Annotated in this window: 17 protein-coding genes; 5 read left to right on the top strand and 12 right to left on the bottom strand. The window is 62.4% G+C overall.

Annotation, left to right across the window (positions count from 1 at the left end; all coding sequences use genetic code 11):
- Positions 1–166 precede the first annotated feature (166 nt).
- The gene (locus AC1M7R_RS17950; RefSeq protein WP_072399246.1) at positions 167–799 is read right to left on the bottom strand and encodes a TetR family transcriptional regulator; all 633 of its coding nucleotides are present in this window, start codon (positions 797–799) and stop codon (positions 167–169) included.
- A 260-nt stretch (positions 800–1,059) separates the two neighbouring features.
- Here AC1M7R_RS17950 and AC1M7R_RS17945 point away from each other — a divergent pair, with 260 nt between their 5' ends.
- From AC1M7R_RS17945 to AC1M7R_RS17930, 4 genes are all read left to right on the top strand, one after another.
- Positions 1,060–2,217 (top strand): efflux RND transporter periplasmic adaptor subunit, encoded by a 1,158-nt coding sequence (locus tag AC1M7R_RS17945; RefSeq protein ID WP_072399248.1) that lies wholly within the window; start codon positions 1,060–1,062, stop codon positions 2,215–2,217.
- A gap of 3 nt (positions 2,218–2,220) precedes the next feature.
- On the top strand, positions 2,221–5,385 hold the full coding sequence (gene emhB / locus AC1M7R_RS17940) for an efflux RND transporter permease subunit EmhB (protein ID WP_490609787.1): 3,165 nt from the start codon (positions 2,221–2,223) through the stop codon (positions 5,383–5,385).
- Entirely contained in the window at positions 5,382–6,839 is a 1,458-nt protein-coding gene (locus tag AC1M7R_RS17935) for an AdeC/AdeK/OprM family multidrug efflux complex outer membrane factor (protein WP_072399252.1), read from the top strand. The genes emhB and AC1M7R_RS17935 overlap by 4 nt, the downstream gene beginning before the upstream one ends.
- A gap of 420 nt (positions 6,840–7,259) precedes the next feature.
- Complete coding sequence (locus AC1M7R_RS17930) at positions 7,260–8,513, top strand: OprD family porin (RefSeq protein ID WP_490609786.1); 1,254 nt, start codon at positions 7,260–7,262, stop codon at positions 8,511–8,513.
- Between the two features lie 224 nt (positions 8,514–8,737).
- Here AC1M7R_RS17930 and pcaC read toward each other — a convergent pair whose 3' ends face one another.
- From pcaC to pcaR, 11 genes are all read right to left on the bottom strand, one after another.
- Positions 8,738–9,130: a 4-carboxymuconolactone decarboxylase gene (gene pcaC / locus AC1M7R_RS17925; protein WP_072398826.1), complete on the bottom strand. Its 393-nt coding sequence runs from the start codon at positions 9,128–9,130 to the stop codon at positions 8,738–8,740.
- A gap of 10 nt (positions 9,131–9,140) precedes the next feature.
- Positions 9,141–9,941: a 3-oxoadipate enol-lactonase gene (pcaD, locus tag AC1M7R_RS17920; RefSeq protein WP_072459479.1), complete on the bottom strand. Its 801-nt coding sequence runs from the start codon at positions 9,939–9,941 to the stop codon at positions 9,141–9,143.
- 12 nt (positions 9,942–9,953) lie between these two features.
- Positions 9,954–11,318: a 3-carboxy-cis,cis-muconate cycloisomerase gene (locus AC1M7R_RS17915; RefSeq protein WP_337349832.1), complete on the bottom strand. Its 1,365-nt coding sequence runs from the start codon at positions 11,316–11,318 to the stop codon at positions 9,954–9,956.
- A gap of 124 nt (positions 11,319–11,442) precedes the next feature.
- A complete protein-coding gene (locus AC1M7R_RS17910) occupies positions 11,443–12,738 on the bottom strand; it encodes an MFS family transporter (protein WP_076405251.1) in 1,296 nt (431 codons plus the stop codon).
- A gap of 205 nt (positions 12,739–12,943) precedes the next feature.
- Positions 12,944–13,510: a protocatechuate 3,4-dioxygenase subunit alpha gene (gene pcaG / locus AC1M7R_RS17905; RefSeq protein ID WP_337349833.1), complete on the bottom strand. Its 567-nt coding sequence runs from the start codon at positions 13,508–13,510 to the stop codon at positions 12,944–12,946.
- Position 13,511: 1 nt separating this feature from the next.
- Positions 13,512–14,216 (bottom strand): protocatechuate 3,4-dioxygenase subunit beta, encoded by a 705-nt coding sequence (gene pcaH / locus AC1M7R_RS17900; RefSeq protein ID WP_072432154.1) that lies wholly within the window; start codon positions 14,214–14,216, stop codon positions 13,512–13,514.
- 36 nt (positions 14,217–14,252) lie between these two features.
- On the bottom strand, positions 14,253–15,458 hold the full coding sequence (gene pcaF, locus AC1M7R_RS17895) for a 3-oxoadipyl-CoA thiolase (RefSeq protein ID WP_172834646.1): 1,206 nt from the start codon (positions 15,456–15,458) through the stop codon (positions 14,253–14,255).
- A complete protein-coding gene (locus AC1M7R_RS17890) occupies positions 15,455–16,234 on the bottom strand; it encodes a CoA-transferase subunit beta (protein ID WP_072459482.1) in 780 nt (259 codons plus the stop codon). Before AC1M7R_RS17890 ends, pcaF begins: the two co-directional genes overlap by 4 nt.
- Positions 16,231–17,091, bottom strand: a complete 861-nt coding sequence (locus AC1M7R_RS17885; protein ID WP_072398834.1) for a CoA transferase subunit A — start codon at positions 17,089–17,091, stop codon at positions 16,231–16,233. The genes AC1M7R_RS17890 and AC1M7R_RS17885 overlap by 4 nt, the downstream gene beginning before the upstream one ends.
- A 216-nt stretch (positions 17,092–17,307) precedes the next feature.
- A complete protein-coding gene (pcaK, locus tag AC1M7R_RS17880) occupies positions 17,308–18,654 on the bottom strand; it encodes a 4-hydroxybenzoate transporter PcaK (protein WP_072398835.1) in 1,347 nt (448 codons plus the stop codon).
- A 247-nt stretch (positions 18,655–18,901) separates the two neighbouring features.
- Positions 18,902–19,744, bottom strand: coding sequence for a pca regulon transcriptional regulator PcaR (gene pcaR, locus AC1M7R_RS17875; protein ID WP_072398836.1), 843 nt, complete (start codon positions 19,742–19,744; stop codon positions 18,902–18,904).
- A gap of 593 nt (positions 19,745–20,337) precedes the next feature.
- Here pcaR and AC1M7R_RS17870 point away from each other — a divergent pair.
- Positions 20,338–20,538, top strand: coding sequence for a hypothetical protein (locus AC1M7R_RS17870; RefSeq protein WP_072432151.1), 201 nt, complete (start codon positions 20,338–20,340; stop codon positions 20,536–20,538).
- Positions 20,539–20,574 lie beyond the last annotated feature (36 nt).

Raw genomic sequence — 20,574 nt, 5'->3', positions numbered from 1 at the left:
AATGCCACCCCATACATGAAGCTGCCATGGTGATCCGGCATGATCGAGCGATAGCGCGTTGTCGCCGGACCTGGCAACTGCTCCATGAACGACCCGCCGGGATCCATGCCCGGCGGGTTTTGCCGATCCGCTATTGACACAAACCGATGCAATTACTCATTTTGTTTCATTTGCGCAGGCTGGGGCTCAGGTGCAGCATGTCCAGCCCGATGTCTACCCAGCGCTCGGCCTCACCCGCCAGCGCGAAGCTGTCGGGTGCCAGCAGCCACTGGTACAGAATGCCGTCTATATAGGCGTGAAGAGCGATCGCCGCCCTGTCGGTATCCAGGTCATCCGGCAGTTGGCCGCGATTCATCGCATTGCGCAGCGACAGCGCGATCCGCACGTTGCAGTCGAGATTGACCTGGCGCCGCTGCTGGCGCAAATCGCACATTTCGTCGGTGAACTCGCACTTATGGAAAAGAATCTCATTGATGCGTCGGGTTTTCGGGTCCAGGGCCACCTGTTGGAACAGGCGAACCAGCAGCTTGCGCACACACCCCAGGGGGTCGAGTTCCTCTTCATTTTCACTGGCGCGCGCCAGGTCATCGAGCGGCTCGTGCAAGGTATCGAGCATGGCCTGGAGCAGATCCGCCTTGTTGCTGAAATGCCAGTAGATGGCACCGCGCGTCACACCGGCCAGCGTCGCGATGTCAGCCAGCGTCGTGCGCGCCACGCCCCGCTCGAAAAAAGCCTTTTCGGCCGCTTCGAGTATCTGGCTGCGAGTCTCCAGGGCTTCCTCTTTGGTACGACGGACCATGGCAGTAACCACCTCAATCAGGATGCGTCAGCAATGCGTAAAGGTCAGCTGAACGAATGGGAGGCGATCGTCCATGGAACGCGCTCCCGGTCTGTACGAGCCTTTGTCAGGCTTTTGTAAACCGGATGGTACGCAATTTGGCTGTTTACAAACAACCATGTACGTAAGTATATTTCTTAGCAACCTACTAGTTGAAAATGCGCCTTTTTAACCTTCCACCTTTCGAGTGCGCCCGTTGCGTGCCTGACCCGAGGATTTCCATGCACTTCAAGCCAGCTGTTACCGCTCTGGTTACCGCCATCGCCCTGGCATCGCTGCTCAGCGGATGTAAGAAGGAAGAAGCGGCCCCTGCCGCACCACCTCCTCAGGTCGGCGTCGTCACCCTCAAGACCCAACCTTTCACCCTGACGTCCGAATTGCCGGGGCGCACCAGCGCGTTCCGCGTGGCGGAGGTTCGCCCGCAGGTCAACGGCATCATCCTCAAGCGCCTGTTCAAGGAAGGCGCCGACGTCAAGGCCGGCCAGCAGCTGTACCAGATCGACCCGGCCGTATACGAAGCCACGCTCAAGAGCGCCGAGGCCAACCTGCGTTCCACCAAGTCCATTGCCGACCGCTACAAGCAACTGGTGGATGAACAGGCCGTCAGTCGCCAGGAATACGACACCGCCGTGGCCAATCGCCTCGAGTCGGAAGCCAACCTGCAAACCGCCCAGATCAACGTGCGCTACACCAAGGTCTACGCGCCGATCTCCGGGCGTATCGGGCGCTCCTCGGTAACCGAAGGCGCCCTGGTCAGCAACGGCCAGACAGAAGCGATGGCAACCATCCAGCAACTGGACCCGATCTATGTCGACGTGACCCAGAGCTCGGTGGAACTGCTGCAACTGCGCCGCGAGCTGGAAAGTGGCCGGTTGCAGAAGGCCGGCGACAATGCCGCCACGGTCAAGCTGATCCTGGAAGACGGCAGCCAGTACGCCCACGAGGGCAAGCTGGAATTCTCCGAAGTGTCGGTTGACCAGACCACCGGCTCCGTCACCTTGCGCGCCGTGTTCCCCAACCCGGACCACACCCTGCTGCCGGGCATGTTCGTCCATGCGCAATTGCAGGCGGGTGTGAACAGCGCGGCGATCCTCGCTCCACAACAAGGCGTGACCCGCGACCTCAAAGGCATGCCGACCGCCCTGGTGGTGGGCCCGGACAACAAGGTCGAGCTGCGTCAGCTCAAGGCCAGCCGCACCGTCGGCAGCCAGTGGCTGATCGAAGACGGGCTCAAGGCCGGCGATCGCGTGATTACCGAAGGGTTGCAGTACGTACGGCCAGGGGTGGAAGTCAAGGCCACCGAAGCCACCAATGTGGGCACCAAGAACCCGGCCCCCGCCCAGGCAGCTGACAAAGCAGCCGGCGGCAAAGGGGAGTAAACCATGTCGAAATTCTTTATCGACCGTCCGATCTTCGCCTGGGTGATCGCCCTGGTGATCATGCTGGTCGGGGCTCTATCGATCCTCAAGTTGCCGATCAACCAGTACCCGAGCATCGCGCCACCGGCCATCGCGATCCAGGTGACCTACCCGGGCGCGTCCGCGCAGACCGTGCAGGACACCGTGGTGCAGGTCATCGAACAGCAGCTCAACGGTATCGACAACCTGCGCTACGTCTCCTCGGAAAGTAACTCCGACGGCAGCATGACCATCACCGCGACCTTCGAGCAGGGCACCAACTCCGACACCGCGCAGGTCCAGGTCCAGAACAAGCTGAACCTGGCCACCCCGCTGCTGCCGCAAGAAGTGCAGCAACAGGGTATCCGCGTGACCAAGTCGGTGAGGAACTTCCTGATGGTGATCGGCGTGGTGTCGCGCGACGGCACCATGACCCGGGAAGACCTTTCCAACTACATCGTGTCGAACATGCAGGACCCGATCTCGCGCACCTCGGGTGTCGGCGACTTCCAGGTCTTCGGTGCCCAGTACGCGATGCGGATCTGGCTCGACCCGGCCAAGCTGAACAATTACAACCTGACACCGTCGGACGTGAGTACCGCCATCTCCGCACAGAACGTCCAGGTCTCGTCCGGCCAGCTCGGTGGCCTGCCCGCCGTGCCCGGCCAGCAACTGAACGCCACCATCATCGGCAAGACCCGCCTGCAGACCGCCGACCAGTTCAAGGCGATCCTGCTCAAGGTCAACCCGGATGGCTCCCAAGTACGCCTTGGCGATGTCGCCGAGGTGGGCCTGGGCGGCGAGAACTACAGCATCAACGCCCAGTTCAACGGTGCCCCGGCCTCGGGCCTGGCAGTGCGCCTGGCCACCGGTGCCAACGCCCTCGACACGGCCAAGGCCCTGCGCAAGACCGTGGACGACCTCAAGCCGTTCTTCCCGCCAGGCATGGAAGTGGTGTTCCCCTATGACACCACGCCGGTGGTGAGCGAGTCGATCAAGGGCGTGGTGGAAACCCTGGTCGAAGCGGTCGTGCTGGTGTTCCTGGTGATGTTCCTGTTCCTGCAGAACTTCCGCGCCACCATCATCACCACGATGACCGTGCCGGTGGTATTGCTGGGCACCTTCGGGGTCCTCGCGGCGTTCGGTTTCAGCATCAACACCCTGACCATGTTCGGCATGGTGCTTGCCATCGGCTTGCTGGTGGACGACGCCATCGTCGTGGTGGAAAACGTCGAGCGGGTGATGAGCGAAGAAGGCCTGTCCCCCAAGGAAGCCACCAGGAAATCCATGGGCCAGATCCAGGGGGCCCTGGTGGGTATCGCCCTGGTACTGTCGGCGGTGCTGTTGCCGATGGCGTTCTTCGGCGGCTCCACCGGGGTGATCTACAAGCAGTTCTCCATCACCATCGTCTCGGCCATGGCCCTGTCGGTGCTGGTTGCGCTGATTTTCACCCCCGCCCTGTGCGCCACCATGCTCAAGGCTATCCCGAAAGGGGAACATGGCACGCACAAACGCGGCTTCTTCGGGTGGTTCAACAGAAACTTCGACCGCAGCGTGCAAAGCTACGAACGGGGAGTCGGCAACATCCTGCGGCATAAAGCGCCGTATCTGCTGGCCTACCTGATTATCTTCGTCGGTATGATCTGGTTGTTCATGCGTATCCCATCCTCGTTCCTCCCGGAAGAAGACCAGGGCGTGCTGTTTGCCCAGGTGCAGACACCGGCCGGCTCCAGCGCCGAGCGCACCCAGGTGGTGGTGGACAAGATGCGTGAGTTCCTGCTGCGCCCGGGCAAGGACGGCGGCGAAGGCGATGGCGTGGCCTCGGTGTTCACCGTGACCGGCTTCAACTTCGCCGGTCGTGGCCAGAGCTCGGGCATGGCGTTCATCATGCTCAAGCCATGGGAAGAGCGTAACGCCGACAACACAGTGTTCAAGATCTCGGCCCGCGCCCAGCAGCACTTCTTTACCTTCCGCGATGCGATGGTGTTCGCCTTCGCCCCGCCGGCGGTGATGGAGCTGGGTAACGCCACCGGTTTCGACGTGTTCCTGCAGGACCGTGCCGGCATCGGCCACGAAAAGCTGATGGAAGCACGCAACCAGTTCCTGGGCATGGCGTCCCAGAGCAAGGTCCTGGCCCAGGTTCGCCCGAACGGCCTGAATGACGAGCCGCAATACCAGCTGGAAATCGATGACGAAAAAGCCAGCGCCCTGGGCGTGACCATTTCGGACATCAACAGCACCCTGTCGATTGCCCTGGGCAGTAGCTACGTCAACGACTTCATCGACCGCGGCCGGGTGAAGAAGGTGTACGTACAGGGGCAACCGAATGCTCGCATGAGCCCCGAAGACCTGCAGAAATGGTACGTACGCAACAGCTCTGGAACCATGGTACCGTTCAGCGCGTTCGCCAAGGGCGAATGGATCTACGGTTCGCCGAAACTGGCCCGCTACAACGGGGTGGAAGCGATGGAAATCCTGGGCGTCCCGGCACCGGGCTACTCCACCGGCGAAGCCATGGCCGAAGTCGAGGCCATCGCCAAGAAGCTGCCTGCCGGTGTTGGTATTTCCTGGACAGGTCTGTCGTATGAAGAACGACTCGCGGGGTCCCAGGCGCCAGCGCTGTTCGCGCTGTCGATCCTGATGGTATTCCTGTGTCTGGCAGCGTTGTATGAAAGCTGGTCGATTCCGATAGCGATCGTACTTGTGGTACCGCTGGGGATCATCGGTGCGTTGATGGCGACCAGTTTGCGCGGTCTGTCCAACGACGTGTACTTCTTGGTAGGGCTGTTGACTACCATAGGCCTGGTAGCCAAAAACGCGATTCTGATCGTCGAATTCGCCAAGGAACTGCATGAACATGGCAAGGGCTTGCAGGAAGCTGCCATTGAAGCTTGCCGTATGCGCCTGCGGCCGATCATCATGACCTCGCTGGCGTTCATTCTCGGTGTTGTACCCCTGGCAATCTCCACAGGCGCAGGCTCAGGTAGCCAACACGCCATTGGCACAGTGGTGATCGGCGGCATGCTGACCGCCACCGTCCTGGCGATTTTCTGGGTGCCGTTGTTCTTCGTGACCGTGTCGTCGATAGGCCGTCGCAAAAATGCCGACCAGGACGACGCTCCTGAAACTTCCAAAGAGGCTGGGCAATGAGCAAGTCGCTACTCTCTCTGACCATCGCCGCCGTCGTGCTCAGCGGCTGCTCGCTGATTCCCGATTATCAGCGGCCCGAAGCACCGGTCGCGGCGCAATACCCGCAAGGTCCGGCCTACGAACCGGCCAAGGCAGCCAGCCAGGCTGCCGCGGAACAGGGCTGGAAACAGTTCTTCCATGACCCGGCGCTGCAGCAGTTGATCCAGGTGGCCCTGGAAAACAACCGCGACCTGCGGGTCGCCGCGCTGAACATCGACGCCTATGCCGCGCAATACCGCATCCAGCGGGCGGATCTGTTCCCGGCAGTCTCGGCCACCGGTTCCGGCAGCCGCCAGCGCCTGCCGGCCCGGGCCTCGCAGACCGGCGAAGCGGCCATCAGCAGTTCCTACTCGGCCACCCTGGGCATCAGTGCCTATGAGCTGGATCTGTTCGGCCGGGTCCGCAGCCTGAGCGAACAAGCGCTGCAAAGCTACTTCGCCACCGAGGAAGCGCGCCGCAGCACCCAGATCAGCCTGGTGGCCAACGTGGCCAACGCCTACCTGACCTGGCAAGCCGACAAGGAACTGCTCAAGCTGACCCAGGACACCCTGGCGACCTACGAGCAAAGCCTCCAGCTGACCACCCGTAGCGCCGATGTCGGCGTAGCCTCGGCACTCGACCTGAGCCAGGCGCGCACGGCAGTGGAAAACGCTCGGGTCCAGCTGGCGCGCTACACCCGCCAGGTAGCCCAGGATGAAAACAACCTGACCCTGCTGCTGGGCACCAGCCTGCCGGCCAACCTGAACACGCAACCGCTCAGCGATGACCTGCTCAGTGAAGTGCCGGCCGGGTTGCCGTCGGACCTGCTGCAACGTCGTCCCGATATTCTCCAGGCCGAACGCAACCTGCTGGCCGCCAACGCCAACATCGGCGCCGCGCGGGCCGCGTTCTTCCCCAGCATCAGCCTGACGGCCAACGCCGGCACATTGAGCCCGGACCTGTCCGGGCTGTTCAAGGGCGGCTCGGGCACCTGGACGTTCGCGCCACAGATCAACCTGCCGATCTTCAACGCCGGCAGCCTGCGGGCGAGCCTGGATTACGCCAAGATCCAGAAGGACATCAACGTCGCCAACTACGAGAAGGCGATCCAGACGGCGTTCCAGGAAGTCTCCGACGGCCTGGCCGCGCGTCGTACCTACAACGAACAGTTGCAGGCCCAGACGGCCTATGTTGCCTCCAACCAGGACTACTACCGCCTGGCCGAGCGGCGCTACCGCATTGGGGTCGACAGCAACCTGACCTTCCTCGACGCCCAACGCCAGCTGTTCAGCGCCCAGCAATCGCTGATCACCGACCGCCTCGCGCAGTTGACCAGCGAGGTCAACCTGTACAAGGCTCTGGGCGGTGGCTGGAACGCCGAGACCGGCAAGAACGAGCCGGTGGCAGAGAAAGCGCCGCCGATGAAACTGTTCTGATTCGATGCCTGGCCACTGAAACACGAAGCCCACCGAAAGGTGGGCTTTTTTGTTCATCGATTCCGAACTCAACACATCAACCTGTGGGAGCGAGCTTGCTCGCGATGGCGGTGGATCAGCCTGCATCAGTGCTGGATGTGCAGCCTTTGTGAGCCACCACCCACAGGACTCCCATCCGCCAGAGCATTTTTTGCTGTTCGATAATCGCCCAAAACCCGTCATCGGCGATTGAACCGATCCCGGCGCGCGCTTCACCATCGCTCGCACAAAACCAATAACAACAGGTTCGACGCCATGTCCACACGCCCTGCTTCTCCCGGCTGATCCTCAGCCGTTCAACCGACCCGCTCCACCGTACCGTCTGCAATCGCACGATTGCGGCATCGACTCGCTTCGTCCATAAAAACCAGAGATAAGCCCATGAAGCCCACACAGCATTTGTTTCCCTGCGCCATCGCCGTCGCACTCGCGGGTGCCGCCCTGCCCGCCCTGGCCGCAGAGTCGGGGTTCGTCGAGGATGCCAAGGCCACGCTGAACCTGCGCAACGCTTACTTCAACCGCAACTTCACCAACCCGAACAATGCCCAGGGCAAGGCCGAGGAATGGACCCAGAGTTTCATCCTCGACGCCAAGTCCGGTTTCACCCAGGGCACGGTGGGGTTCGGCGTGGACGTGCTGGGCCTGTACTCGGTCAAGCTCGATGGTGGCCGTGGCACGGCAGGAACGCAGTTGCTGCCGGTGCACGACGACGGTCGCCCCGCCGATGACTTCGGCCGCCTGGGCGTCGCGCTCAAGGCCAAGGTCTCCAAGACCGAGCTGAAGGTCGGCGAATGGATGCCGGTGCTGCCGATCCTGCGTTCCGACGACGGGCGCTCCCTGCCGCAGACCTTCCGCGGCGGCCAGGTCACTTCCACCGAGATCGCCGGCCTTAGCCTCTATGGCGGCCAGTTCCGCGGCAACAGCCCGCGCAACGATGCGAGCATGGAAGACATGTTCATGAACGGCCGCCCCGCCGCCACCTCCGACCGCTTCAACTTCGGCGGCGGCGAATACGCCTTCAACGAAAAACGCACCCAGGTGGGCGTGTGGTACGCGGAACTGTCCGACATCTACCAGCAGCAATATTTCAACCTGACCCACAGCCAGCCCATGGGCGACTGGACCCTGGGCGCCAATCTCGGCTATTTCATCGGCAAGGAAAACGGCAGCGCCCTGGCCGGTGACCTGGACAACAAGACCGCCTTCGCCATGCTCTCGGCCAAATATGGCGGCAACACCTTCTATGTCGGCCTGCAGAAAGTCGGCGGCGACGATGCCTGGATGCGGGTCAACGGCACCAGCGGCGGCACCCTGGCCAACGACAGCTACAACTCCAGCTACGACAACGCCAAGGAAAAGTCCTGGCAAGTGCGCCACGACTTCAATTTCGCCGCCGTCGGCGTGCCGGGCCTGACCCTGATGAACCGCTACATCAGCGGCGACAACGTGCACACCGCCACGGTGGACGATGGCAAGGAATGGGGTCGCGAAAGCGAGCTGGCCTATACCGTACAGAGCGGCGCGCTGAAGAACCTCAACGTGAAATGGCGCAACTCGTCGCTGCGTCGGGACTTCAGCACCAACGAGTTCGATGAGAACCGCATTTTCATCAGCTACCCGATCAGTTTGTTGTAAAACCTGGATGCGGTGAGCCTGCCGAGATGCTCGATACGGTGCCACCGCCCTCGCGAGCAGGCTCGCTCCCACAGGGAATCAGTGCCGCGCACAAAATTTGTGCTCACTGAAGATCCAATGTGGGAGCGAGCTTGCTCGCGAGGGCGTCATCACATTCGACATCCTCCATCAATTGAACCACCGCTATCGCGAGCAAGCTGGCTCCTACAGGGGATGAAGCCCACTTAAGCCCGCGACTCGACGCCCAACTCATCCCACACCGACTCGGCCAGGTGGAAGGTGGCATTGGCCGCCGGGATGCCGCAGTAGATGGCGCTCTGCATGATCACTTCCTTGATCTCGCCACGGCTCACGCCGTTGTTGGCGGCAGCGCGCAGGTGCAACTTGAGTTCTTCGTTGCGGTTCATGCCGATCAGCATGGCGATGGTGATCAGGCTGCGGGTGTGGCGCGGCAGGCCCGGACGGGTCCAGATGTCACCCCAGGCATGGCGAGTGATCATTTCCTGGAATTCGCTGTTGAACTCGTTCAAGGCATTGAGGCTGCGGTCCACATGGGCGTCGCCCAATACCGCGCGGCGCACTTGCATGCCTTCGTCGTAACGTTGTTTTTCGTCCACGGGATACTCCTCAGCCACGGCTGGAATCAAGCAGGAAATCCAGCACCCGCTCGCTGAATGCAGCGCCGGCCTGGACGTTGGACAGATGCGCGGCGTAGAACTCGGCATACTCGGCCCCGCTGACCCGCTCCTGGATGAAATGCCCACCCGACGGCGGTGTCACTGCGTCTTCGGTACCGGCAACCACCAGCAGCGGCACCCGAATCAACGACAGTTGCTCACGAAAATCGGCATCGCGCACGGCCGCACAGTTGGCTGCGTAGCCCTGGGGCGAAGTGGCAGCGAGCATGTCGGTGATTTTCTTTACCTGCGCAGGATGAGCTTCGGCGAAATCCGGGGTGAACCAGCGGGCAACGGAAGCATCGCGCAACGCCACCATCGCTGCCTGGCCGTCACGCAACACGGTTTCGATGCGCGGGTTCCATACCGTCTCGTCAGCGATCTTGGCGGCGGTGTTGCAGACCACCAGCCTGTGCAGGCGCTCGCCGGCGTTGATCCCCAGCCACTGGCCGATCAACCCGCCCATGGACAACCCACAGAAATGCACTTTATCGATGCTCAACTGATCGAGCATCGCCAGCACGTCGTGGCCCAGTTGCTCGATGCTGTAGGGCCCCTCGGTGACCAATGACCGGCCGTGGCCGCGCGTATCGAAACGCAACACGCGAAAGTGCTGGCTGAACGCCGGGACCTGTTCATCCCACATATGCAGGTGGGTGCCCAGGGAGTTGGACAGCACCAGTACCGGGGCATCCTGCGGTCCGTCGAAGCAATAATTCAGTTCGCCGTCGGCGAGTTTGACCAATCCCACAACAGTCTCCTTTCAGGCATTCAAGGCAAGGTGTTCGGCCACGGCCCGGGTGACCCAGGTCCGAGCCTGGCCGAGGTAATGGGCCGGGTCGAGCAGATAATCGAGTTCAGCGGTGGACAGTTGCGCAGTGACCTTGGGCTCGTCCCGCAGCACGTCGCGCAAGTGGCGCTGTTCGCTCACCGCGCGTTTGCAGCATTGCTCCAGCAGATGGTGCGCAGTGTCGCGCCCGACACGCTGGGCCAGGACGATGCTCACGGCTTCGGCCAGCACCAACCCCTGGGTCAGCTCGAGGTTGCGGGCCATGCGTGCCGCGTCCACTTCCAGCCCGTCGGCCAGCAGCCGCGCCTGCTGCAAGGCGCCGGATACCAGGCAGCAGATCTCCGGCAGGGTCTCCCACTCGGCGTGCCACAGGCCCAGGCTGCGTTCGTGCTCCTGGGGCATGGCGCTGAACAGCGTCGACACCAGACCAGGCACCCGCGTCGCCGCGCCGATCAACACCGCCGCCCCCACCGGATTGCGCTTGTGAGGCATGGTGGACGAACCGCCCTTGCCCGGCGCCGAAGGCTCGAACACCTCGGCGGCCTCGGTCTGCATCAAGAGGCTGACGTCACGACCCAACTTGCCCAGGCTGCCGGCGATCAGGCCCAGCACCGAGCCGAACTCCACGAGACGATCACGCTGGGTGTGCCACGGCTGTTCCGGCAGGTTCAGTTGCAGTTCGGCGGCCAGGGCTTCGGCAATGGACAGCGCATGCTCGCCCAGCGCGGCCAGTGTTCCGGAGGCACCGCCGAACTGCAGCACCAGCAAGCGTGCCTTGAGGGCCTGCAAGCGCTGGCGACTGCGGGTGGTCGCCCCCAGCCAACCGGCGATTTTCATGCCCAGGGTGACCGGCGTCGCATGCTGCAGCCAGGTACGCCCGGCCAGCGGCGTGGCGGCATGGCGCTCGGCTTGCCGGGCCAGGGTGTCGCCCAGCTGCGCCAGCTCATCCTCGATCAGCTCGAGGGCGCGACGCAGTTGCAGCACCAGCCCACTGTCCATCACGTCCTGGCTGGTGGCGCCCAGATGCACGTAGCGTTCAGCCTCGGGGTCGGCGGCGGCAACCCGCTTGCCCAGTGCCTTGACCAGCGGAATCGCCGAATTGCCGGCACTGGCAATCGCCTCGCCCAGCGCCGCGAAATCGTACAACCGTGCCTGGCAGGCGTTCTCGATCGGCGCGACGGCGCCTTGCGGAATCAGCCCCACCCGTGCCTCGGCCCGGGCCAGAGCCGCCTCGACATCGAGCATGGCCTGTACTCGGCCCGCATCACAGAACACTTCGCGCATGTCGCGGGTGGTGAAGTAGGCATCGAACAGCTGATTGCCCGGTCGTTCGTTCATAAACAGTCCTTCGGAAGGTGAATGCCTTTGTGGCCAGAGAAATTGCCGTGGCGAGGGTACTTGTCCCCTCGCCACGGCATCTGTGGCCACAATGAATCAAACAAGCCTCGAGTGAACAGGTGGGTCAAAGGTCGTGATGCAAGTAGGCCGGTTGCCTGGGCAGGCGCAGGCTGAACAGGAACGCTACCACCATCATCACGGTGACATACCAGTAAAAGACGTTTTCCATGCCCTGGGCTTTCAGGCTCAAGGCGACATACTCGGCCGAGCCGCCAAACACCGCGTTGGCCACTGCATAGGCCAACCCTACCCCCAGGGCGCGCACTTCAGGCGGAAACATTTCCGCCTTCACCAGGCCGCTGATGGAGGTGTAGAAACTGACGATCGCCAGCGCCAAGGTGATGAGGACGAACGCCAGCAACGGGCTGCCGACGCTTTTGAGGGTCAACAGGATCGGCACCGTGCACAACGCCCCCAGGCCACCGAACCAGAGCATGGAATTGCGCCGGCCAATCCTGTCCGCCAACATGCCGAACAACGGCTGCATGCACATGTACAGGAACAGTGCGCCGGTCATGATGTAGCTGGCGGTCTTGGCGTGCAGGCCGGCGGTGTTCACCAGGTATTTCTGCATGTAAGTGGTGAACGTGTAGAAGATCAGCGAACCACCAGCGGTGTAGCCCAGCACGGTGATGAAGGCGGCCTTGTGGTCGCGAAACAGTGCGGCGATGCTGCCGGCATCCTTGTTTTCCCGCATTTCCTTGCTGCTGGTTTCCTTCAGGGAGCGGCGCAGGAACAGGGAAATCAGCGCCGCCAGGGCGCCCACCACGAACGGGATTCGCCAACCGTAGGCACGCAGTTGGTCCTCATCGAGAAACTGCTGCAGGATCACCACCAGCGACACCGCCAGCAGTTGCCCGCCGATCAGCGTCACATATTGGAACGAGGCAAAGAAACCACGCTGGCCCTTGAGCGCGACTTCGCTCATGTAGGTGGCGGTGGTGCCGTACTCGCCGCCTACCGACAGGCCTTGCAACAGGCGCGCGAACAACAGCAGCAGCGGCGCCCAGACGCCGATGTCCTTGTAGGTGGGCAGGCAAGCGATGAGCAACGAGCCGAAGCACATCATCAGCACCGAAATCATCATCGAATTCTTGCGCCCGTGACGATCGGCCACCCGGCCGAAAATCCAGCCGCCAATGGGTCGCATCAGGAACCCGGCGGCGAACACCCCCGCCGTGTTGACCAGTTGTACCGTGGGGTTGTCCGAGGGGAAGAATGCCGGCGCGAAATAGATCGCGCAGAACGCATACACGTAGAAGTCGAACCATTCGACCAGGTTGCCGGACGAAGCACCGACGATGGCGAAAATCCGCTTGCTACGCTCTTCGCCTGTGTAGTGACTGATTGGGATGGTCATGGATTGATTCACTCGCTGGGGACTTTTCGTACAAATCGTAGACACACTTCGTAACAGTCCCGTTCCGCAAACAACTTCCGCAGCAATAGCGGCTCGCGTGGGAACGCCTCAACGCACGCTCTGCGTTCGGCTCTGGATGTGACGCGAAGCGTCACCGGCAACATTCCCACGCAGAGCGCGGGAATGCCCCTTCGCCCGACAACACTCAGTAATCGAAGAACACCGTCTCGGCATCCGTTCCTTGCAGGACCACGTTCCACTGGTACACACCGGACGCATCGGGCCTGGTCACGAGGGTGGCGCGACGCTCGGCCGGCACGCTGGCCAGCAGCGGGTCGGTTTCGTTGGCCTGTTCGCCATCGAAGTAGATGCGGGTCAGCAGATGCTTGACCAGGCCACGGGCGAATACCAGCACCACCAGGTGCGGCGCCTGGGTCGTGCCACCCAGCCCCGGTACGGTGCCGGGCTTGATGGTGGTGAAGCGAAAACGCCCCTCGGCGTCCACCGGCACCCGGCCGAAGCCTTCGAAGTGCGGGTCCAGGGGTTTGTCCTGGTCGTCTTCCGGATGGGCGTATTTACCCGCCGCGTTGGCCTGCCAAACCTCCAGCATGGCGTCATTGACGGACTCGCCATTGCCGTCGATGACCTGTCCAGTGATCGCCACGCGCTGGCCGAGGGTTTCGGCGACGGTCAGGTCTTCGCGATTCAACCAGGTCAGGCCGATGTGATAGTAAGGTCCGACGGTATGGGACGTAGTAGCGGTGAGCGTCATCTTATTTCTCCATCGGCGTGGCATCGCGGCCGCGCAATACGATGTCCCAACGATAACCGAGGGCGTAGTGGGGAACGGTTTTTTCCAGGTCGAAACGGGCGATCAGGCGCTCCTTGGCGCTGGTATCCGGCACGCAGTTGTAGATCGGGTCGTAGGCCAGCAACGGGTCGCCGGGAAAATACATCTGCGTCACCAGGCGCGTCAGGATGCTCGGACCGAACAATGAGAAATGGATATGCGCCGGACGCCAGGCGTTGTGGTGGTTGCCCCAGGGATAGGCACCGGGCTTGATCGTCTGGAACTGGTACCAGCCATCGGCATCGGTGACGGTACGGCCGGTGCCGGTGAAGTTGGGGTCCAGGGGGGCGTCGTGCTTGTCGCGGTCATGGTGATAGCGCCCGGCGGCGTTGGCCTGCCAGATCTCCACCAGGATGCCCGGCACGGGTTGGCCATGTTCATCGAGCACGCGCCCGTGAATGATGATCCGCTCTCCCAACGGCTCGCCGGCATGCTGGGCGGTCAGGTCGTTGTCCTTCTCTTTCAGGCGCTCGGCGCCGATGGTCGGACCGGTGATTTCCGACAGCGAATGAGGCAGGTGCACCAACGGCTTGGAGGGTGAGCGCAGGTTGGTGGACTGGTATGGCGGGTGCAGGTATTGCGGCTGGGTGCCCGCTTGAGGGCGACGGTAACCAGGCTTGTCAGTCATGAAGCATTCCTCGGTTTCTTATTGGTAGACGACGTATCAGACGCGTTCGATGGCCAACGCCAGCCCCTGGCCGACACCGACGCACATGGTTGCCAGTCCTTTCTTGCCGCCGGTCTTTTCCAGCTGATGCAATGCGGTCAATACCAGTCGCGCCCCGCTCATGCCCAGCGGATGACCCAGGGCGATGGCGCCGCCGTTCGGGTTGACCTGCGGCGCATCGTCCGCCAGGCCCAATTCGCGCAGCACCGCCAGGCCCTGGCTGGCAAAGGCTTCGTTGAGCTCGATAACATCGAAATCCGCCACCGCCAGGCCCAGCCGTTCGGTGAGCTTGCGCACCGCCGGGACCGGGCCGATGCCCATTACCCGTGGGGCCACTGCGGCACTGGCCATGCCCAGCACTTTGCCTCGCGGGGTAAGGCCGTGTTTCTTCACGGCCTCGGCCGACGCCAGGATCATGGCCGCCGCGCCATCGTTCACCCCCGACGCGTTGCCGGCGGTGACGGTCTTGTCCGGGCCGTTGACCGGCTTGAGTCTGCTCAAGGCCTCAAGCGTGGTGTCGGCGCGTGGATGCTCATCCTGCTCGACCACGGTTTCGCCCTTCTTGTGGGCGATGCGCACCGGAACGATTTCTTCCGCGAAAAAACCCGCCGCCTGGGCCACGGCCGTGCGCTGTTGGCTGCGCAGGGCGAAAGCGTCCTGGTCGGCCCGGGACACGGCGTAATCGTCTGCCACGTTGTCCGCGGTCTGCGGCATCGCGTCCACGCCGTACTGGGCTTTCATCAACGGGTTGATGAAGCGCCAGCCGATGGTGGTGTCTTCCAGTTTCAGGTTGCGCGAAAACGCCGCGTCGGCCTTGCCCATCACAAAAGGCGCCCGGGACATCGATTCCACGCCGCCAGCGATGGCCAGCTCCATTTCTCCGCTGGCGATGGCGCGGAAGGCCGTACCGACAGCGTCCATGCCTGAAGCACAGAGGCGATTGAGAGTCACGCCGGGAATGCTCTGGGGCAGGCCCGCCAGCAACAGCGCCATGCGCGCCACGTTGCGGTTGTCTTCGCCGGCCTGGTTGGCACAACCAAGGAACACCTCGTCCACCGCGTTCCAGTCCACCGAGGGATTTCGCTCCATCAATGCCCTGAGGGGCACCGCTGCCAGGTCATCGGCCCGCACGGCGGACAATGCGCCGCCAAAGCGGCCGATGGGGGTTCGAATCGCATCACAGATATAGACGTCGCGCATCAGGCTTCTCCCGGTGCCTGGCCGTGGGCCGCCGCGGTACGCGCTTCCAGGTCGCGCAGTGCGCGCAGCTCTGCCTCGGTCGGCTCGGCGGTGGTGTATACCTGGTCGGCGAAACGGATCGCCCACCCGGTGGCGGCAATGACCTGCTCGCGGGTCACGCCTGGGTGCAATGAAGTGACCACGAATTCATGGCTGCCGGCTTCCGGCTCCATGATGCACAGGTCGGTGATGATCCCCACGGGGCCGGCCCCCGGCAGGCCCAGGCGCTGGCGGGAATCGCCCCCCTCGCCGTGCCCCACGGAAGTGATGAAATCCAGCTTGTCGACAAACGACCGCGCCGACTGCTTGAGGATGATCAGCACGCTCTTGGCGGAACCGGCGATTTCCGGCGCGCCCCCGGCCCCTGGCAGACGGACTTTCGGTTGGTGGTAGTCGCCCACCACCGTGGTGTTGATGTTACCGAAGCGGTCGACCTGCGCCGCGCCCAGGAAGCCGACGTCGATACGCCCGCCCTGCAGCCAATAGCGAAAAATCTCACCGGTCGGTACGACAGTGTCAGCGGTTTCCGCCAGCTCGCCGTCGCCGATGGACAGCGGCAGGACGCTGGGTTTGGCCCCGATCGGACCGGACTCGTAGATCAGCACCACATCCGGCGATGAGGTCAACCGCGCCAGGTTGGCCGCTTTCGACGGCAGGCCGATGCCAACGAAGCACACGGCATTGTTCTGCAACCGGCGGGCCGCGGCGACGGTCATCATTTCGTTGGTGGAGTAGGTCATGGTTTCACCTGCGAAGCGGCTGCCAGTCTGGCCTGGAATTCATTGAAATCACGGGTACCGTGGATGTATTCGTCGATCCAGGCGGTAAACGTCCCACGATCCCGAGCAATAGGATCCCACGCCTGATAAAAACGATTGTCACGTTCGGTGTAGCCGTGGGCATAGGACGGATGGGCACCACCCGGCACATGGCACACCGCACTCAACGCCCAGGTCGGCAACACACAGGCGTTCATCGGCGCGTTCAAGTCGTCGACGATTTCTTCCACCGTGACGATGCAACGCTTGGCCGCCAGGGCAGCTTCCTTCTGCACACCCAGGATGCCCCAGAGCAGCACGTTACCCTTGCGGTCGGCTTTCTGGGCATGGATCACCGTGACGTCGGGACGCACGGAGGGCACGGCGGCCAGGACTTCCCCGGTGAAGGGGCAGGTCACGCTTTTGATCAGCGGGTTGACCTTGGGCAAGTCGGAGCCGGCGTAGGCCCGCAAGACGGCGAACGGCAGGCCCGAGGCCCCGGCGACGTAGGCATTGGCCAGGTCGGCGTGGCTGTGTTCCTCGATTTCCATCGGGTGCGGCCACTGCTTCTCCACCGCGTCACGCAGGCGGTGCAGCGAGCCCACGCCTGGGTTACCGCCCCAGGAGAAAATCAGCTTGCGGGCACAGCCGGCGCCGATCAACTGGTCATAGATCAGGTCGGGGGTCATCCGTACCAGGGTCAGGTCTTTCTTGCCCTGGCGAATGATTTCATGACCCGCCGCCGTCGGAATCAGGTGAGTGAAGCCTTCCAGTGCGACGGTATCGCCGTCGTTCACGAATTGCTTCACCGCGTCGTGCAGCGAAAGGATTTCAGCCATGGGGCAGGCTCCGTTTTCCAGTGGACCGACATGAAGAAAAAGGCGCGAGGTCAAGCGCCGGAATGGCTGAAGATTAAGCTGCGGAAAAAAGCCAAACAATCCGATAATCGACTGAGTGTTCGTTTATCGAACAGATTGTTGTTTGGCTATCGATTGATCCAGGTACACAGAGAAACCTGTGGGGGCGGCTCGCTCCCCAGGGTTCATCTCAGCGCCTCAGGTTGCATCCGCATGGCTGACGAGGCCTTTGATCACCACCGCCGTGGTCGCCAGGGCGGCCGGAATGACCAGGGCGGTCAGGACCTGCTCGAAGTTCCAGCCCAGGCCCAGCAGGGTCGCCCCCATCCAGGCGCCGAGGATGGCGCCGAAACGACCGATGCCCAGCATCCAGGACACGCCGGTGGCACGGCCTTGGGTCGGATAGAAGCGCGCCGCCAGGGACGGCATGGCCGATTGCGCACCGTTGACACACATACCGGCCACCAGCACCAGGGTGGCGAGCAAGGTGATGTGTCCCAGGCTCTGCCCCACCGCGTAGGCAAACACCCCGGCCATCAGGTAGAACAGGCCAATGACCTTGTGCGGATTGAACCGGTCCATGGCCCAGCCCACGCCGACCGCGCTCAGTACGCCACCGAACTGGAACAGAGCCCCGATGAACGCGGCCTGCTCCATGCTCGCGCCGCTGTCGCGCATCAAGGTCGGCAGCCAACTGGTCAACAGGTAGACGATCACCAGGCCCATGAAGTAGGTCAGCCACAACAGCAGCGTCCCGGCGCTGTAGGTACCGGAGAAAATCACCGCCAGCACGTTGCGGGCCTTGACGGTTTTCTGCTCCGGCACGCTGAAACTGGCCGCCTGGGCAATCGTGGCCGGCTCGATCGGCGCCAACGCCTGGCGGACCTTTTCGGTGCCACGGTTGCGCACCAACAGGTAGCGAGCCGACTCCGGCAGCCAGAACACCAGCACCAGCGCGAGAATCAGCGGCAGGATCCCGCCGATCAGCAGCAAGCTGTGCCAGCCGAACGCCGGTATCAACTTGGCCGAGATGAACCCACCGCCAGCCATGCCCAGGTTGAAACCGCAGAACATGCTGGTCACCAGCAGGGATTTCTTGCGTTCCGGGGTGTACTCCGACAGCAGGGTGGTCGCGTTGGGCATCCCGGCCCCCAACCCCAGGCCAGTGAGGAAGCGCAGCACCAGCAGTTGATCCACATTGGTGCTATAGGCCGACGCCAGGCTGAATGCGCCGAACAGCACGACCGCGCCTACCAACACCACTTTTCGCCCGAAGCGGTCGGCCAGGGGGCCGGAACCCAACGCGCCAAATACCATGCCGATCAAGGCCGCACTCATCACCGGTCCGAGGCTGGCGCGGTCGATGCCCCAGTCCTGGGACAGCGCCGGAGCGATAAAGCCCATGGCCGCCGTATCCAGGCCATCGAGGAAGACAATCAGAAAGCAGAGGATCACCACCCGCCACTGGTAGCGAGAAATGGGCTGGGCATTGATGAAGGACTGAACGTCGAGGCAATTGCCTACGCGAATCTGAGGCTGGTTCATGGTGGCTCTCATTATTATTGTGTCGGGTCACCCCTGCTCCTGCCGTGAGAATCACGGCGCCGGATGACGCTGTCGCGACATTAATGAGGCCACCCAAATACCGTCAATTCGCTGGAGGCGACTGTGGGCGTTTATCGAACAGCTTAAGCTCTGTACGAAACGTCTTGAGACGAAGGTCAGGCAAGGCGGTTTTCAACGCAGCATGAACGAGCATCGAGGCTTTTCGCCCAGGCGTCGCCTGCGCGGCCTAGGCGAACAGCTGCGCACTCAGGTCGCGACTGGCCCCCAGCAACCCCGGCAGGAAACGTTGTTCCAGTTCCGTACGACTGACCCGCCCGGCATGGGTACTGACATTCAGCGCCGCCACCACCTGGCCGGACGCGTCGTATACCGGCACGGCAATGGAACGCAGGCCTTGCTCCAGCTCCTGGTCGACGATGCACCAGCCCTGCTGGCGTACCTGTTGCAGGCATTCGAGCAATGCTTCGGGTGTGTGCAGGGTGCGGCTGGTCTTGGCCTGCAGGTCGGCATGGTCGAGGTAGTCACGCAGCGATGCGTCATCCAGGGCGGCCAGCAGAATCCTGCCCATCGAGGTGCAATAGGCTGGCAGTCGGCCACCGACGGACAAATCCACGGAGATCAGTCGCTGAGTAGTGGCCGAGCGGGCGATATAGAGAATATCGTCCCCTTCAAGCGTCGCCATGTTGCAGGCCTCGTGCAGCTGTTCGCTCATGCGGTCCAGGTACGGCTGGGCGGAAACGGCCAGCGGCGTCGAGGACAGGTAGGCATGGCCGAGGGTCAGCACTTTGGGCAGCAGCGAATAGGTGCGCCCATCCGTGGTGGCGTAGCCGAGCTTGATCAAGGTGTGCAGGCAACGCCTGACCGCCGCGCGGGGAATTTCCGTGCGATGGCTGATCTGGGCGATGGTCAGGTGGCGTTTGCGCTCCTGGAACGCCTGGACCACGGCCAGGCCACGGGCCAGGGAGGTCATGAAGTCCGGATCGCCGGTCAGGGCCTGGATCCGTTTGGCCGGCGAGGCGACGATCGGTGGCGCTACAGAAGAGAAGGCGCTGCGCAATTGGTCGTTCATGTCTGGTGCTTCCCCGGGAATGGCGACTATTACAAACGGCTACGCGGCGGACAGACAAGGCCCGACCGGGCAACATCGTTCGATTATCGAACCGGCGACCGATAATCGCAATTGGCAAATGGACGCTTGCCTCGTCGGCGAAATGCCGACGAGGGTCATAAAACAACGTGTCGACGATTTGATTCGGACAACAGGCAGTGGATATTGAACTTGTCGTCCTGAATGGCGTCAGGATACTGTCGTGGAATGTCCCATCGTTTGAAATCTAATTGCCATAACTTGCACATACAAATATTGATTCACACAACAACCGCCGTTTTAATTTTTTCCCGATAGTGTTATCCGAGCGGGTCGCTATAATGCACTTCAGGACGGCACGGCCAATCGACCGCTACTGTCCGAAGGTACCAGGGCTCATGGAAATCCTGGTACCGACAGCAGGTACCTGAAGCACCTTCATGGCTGCTTCCCCTGTATTGGCAACAACACGAAGCCCTGATGCTACGTCAGCTGTCAGCTCTGGTGCCGTGGCCGTCTGCGTCTGCGTACGCAGTGCGTATCACCAGATTCATTTCACTTTATTAGGTAATACTGTGACGAAAGACGAACTGCGCGCGGAACTTGAGCGCCAGGAACAACGTTACAAGGAAGTTTACGGCGGGGAAGTCACCACCTACGCCGCACAACCTGAACCGGAACGCAAACCCTGGCGCAAACGTGCCACTGTTCAGGACCAGGCTTTCAACCAGGAACTTCAGAAAATGGAAAAGGAACTCCGGGCCGAAGAACGATGACACGCCTGGCCTGATGTTCCCGTGCAACGGTATCCG

This window comes from Pseudomonas sp. MS01C9, assembly GCF_058202755.1.
Note: the sequence above shows the minus strand (reverse complement) of the source record. Positions and strands in the feature narration are given on the sequence as shown.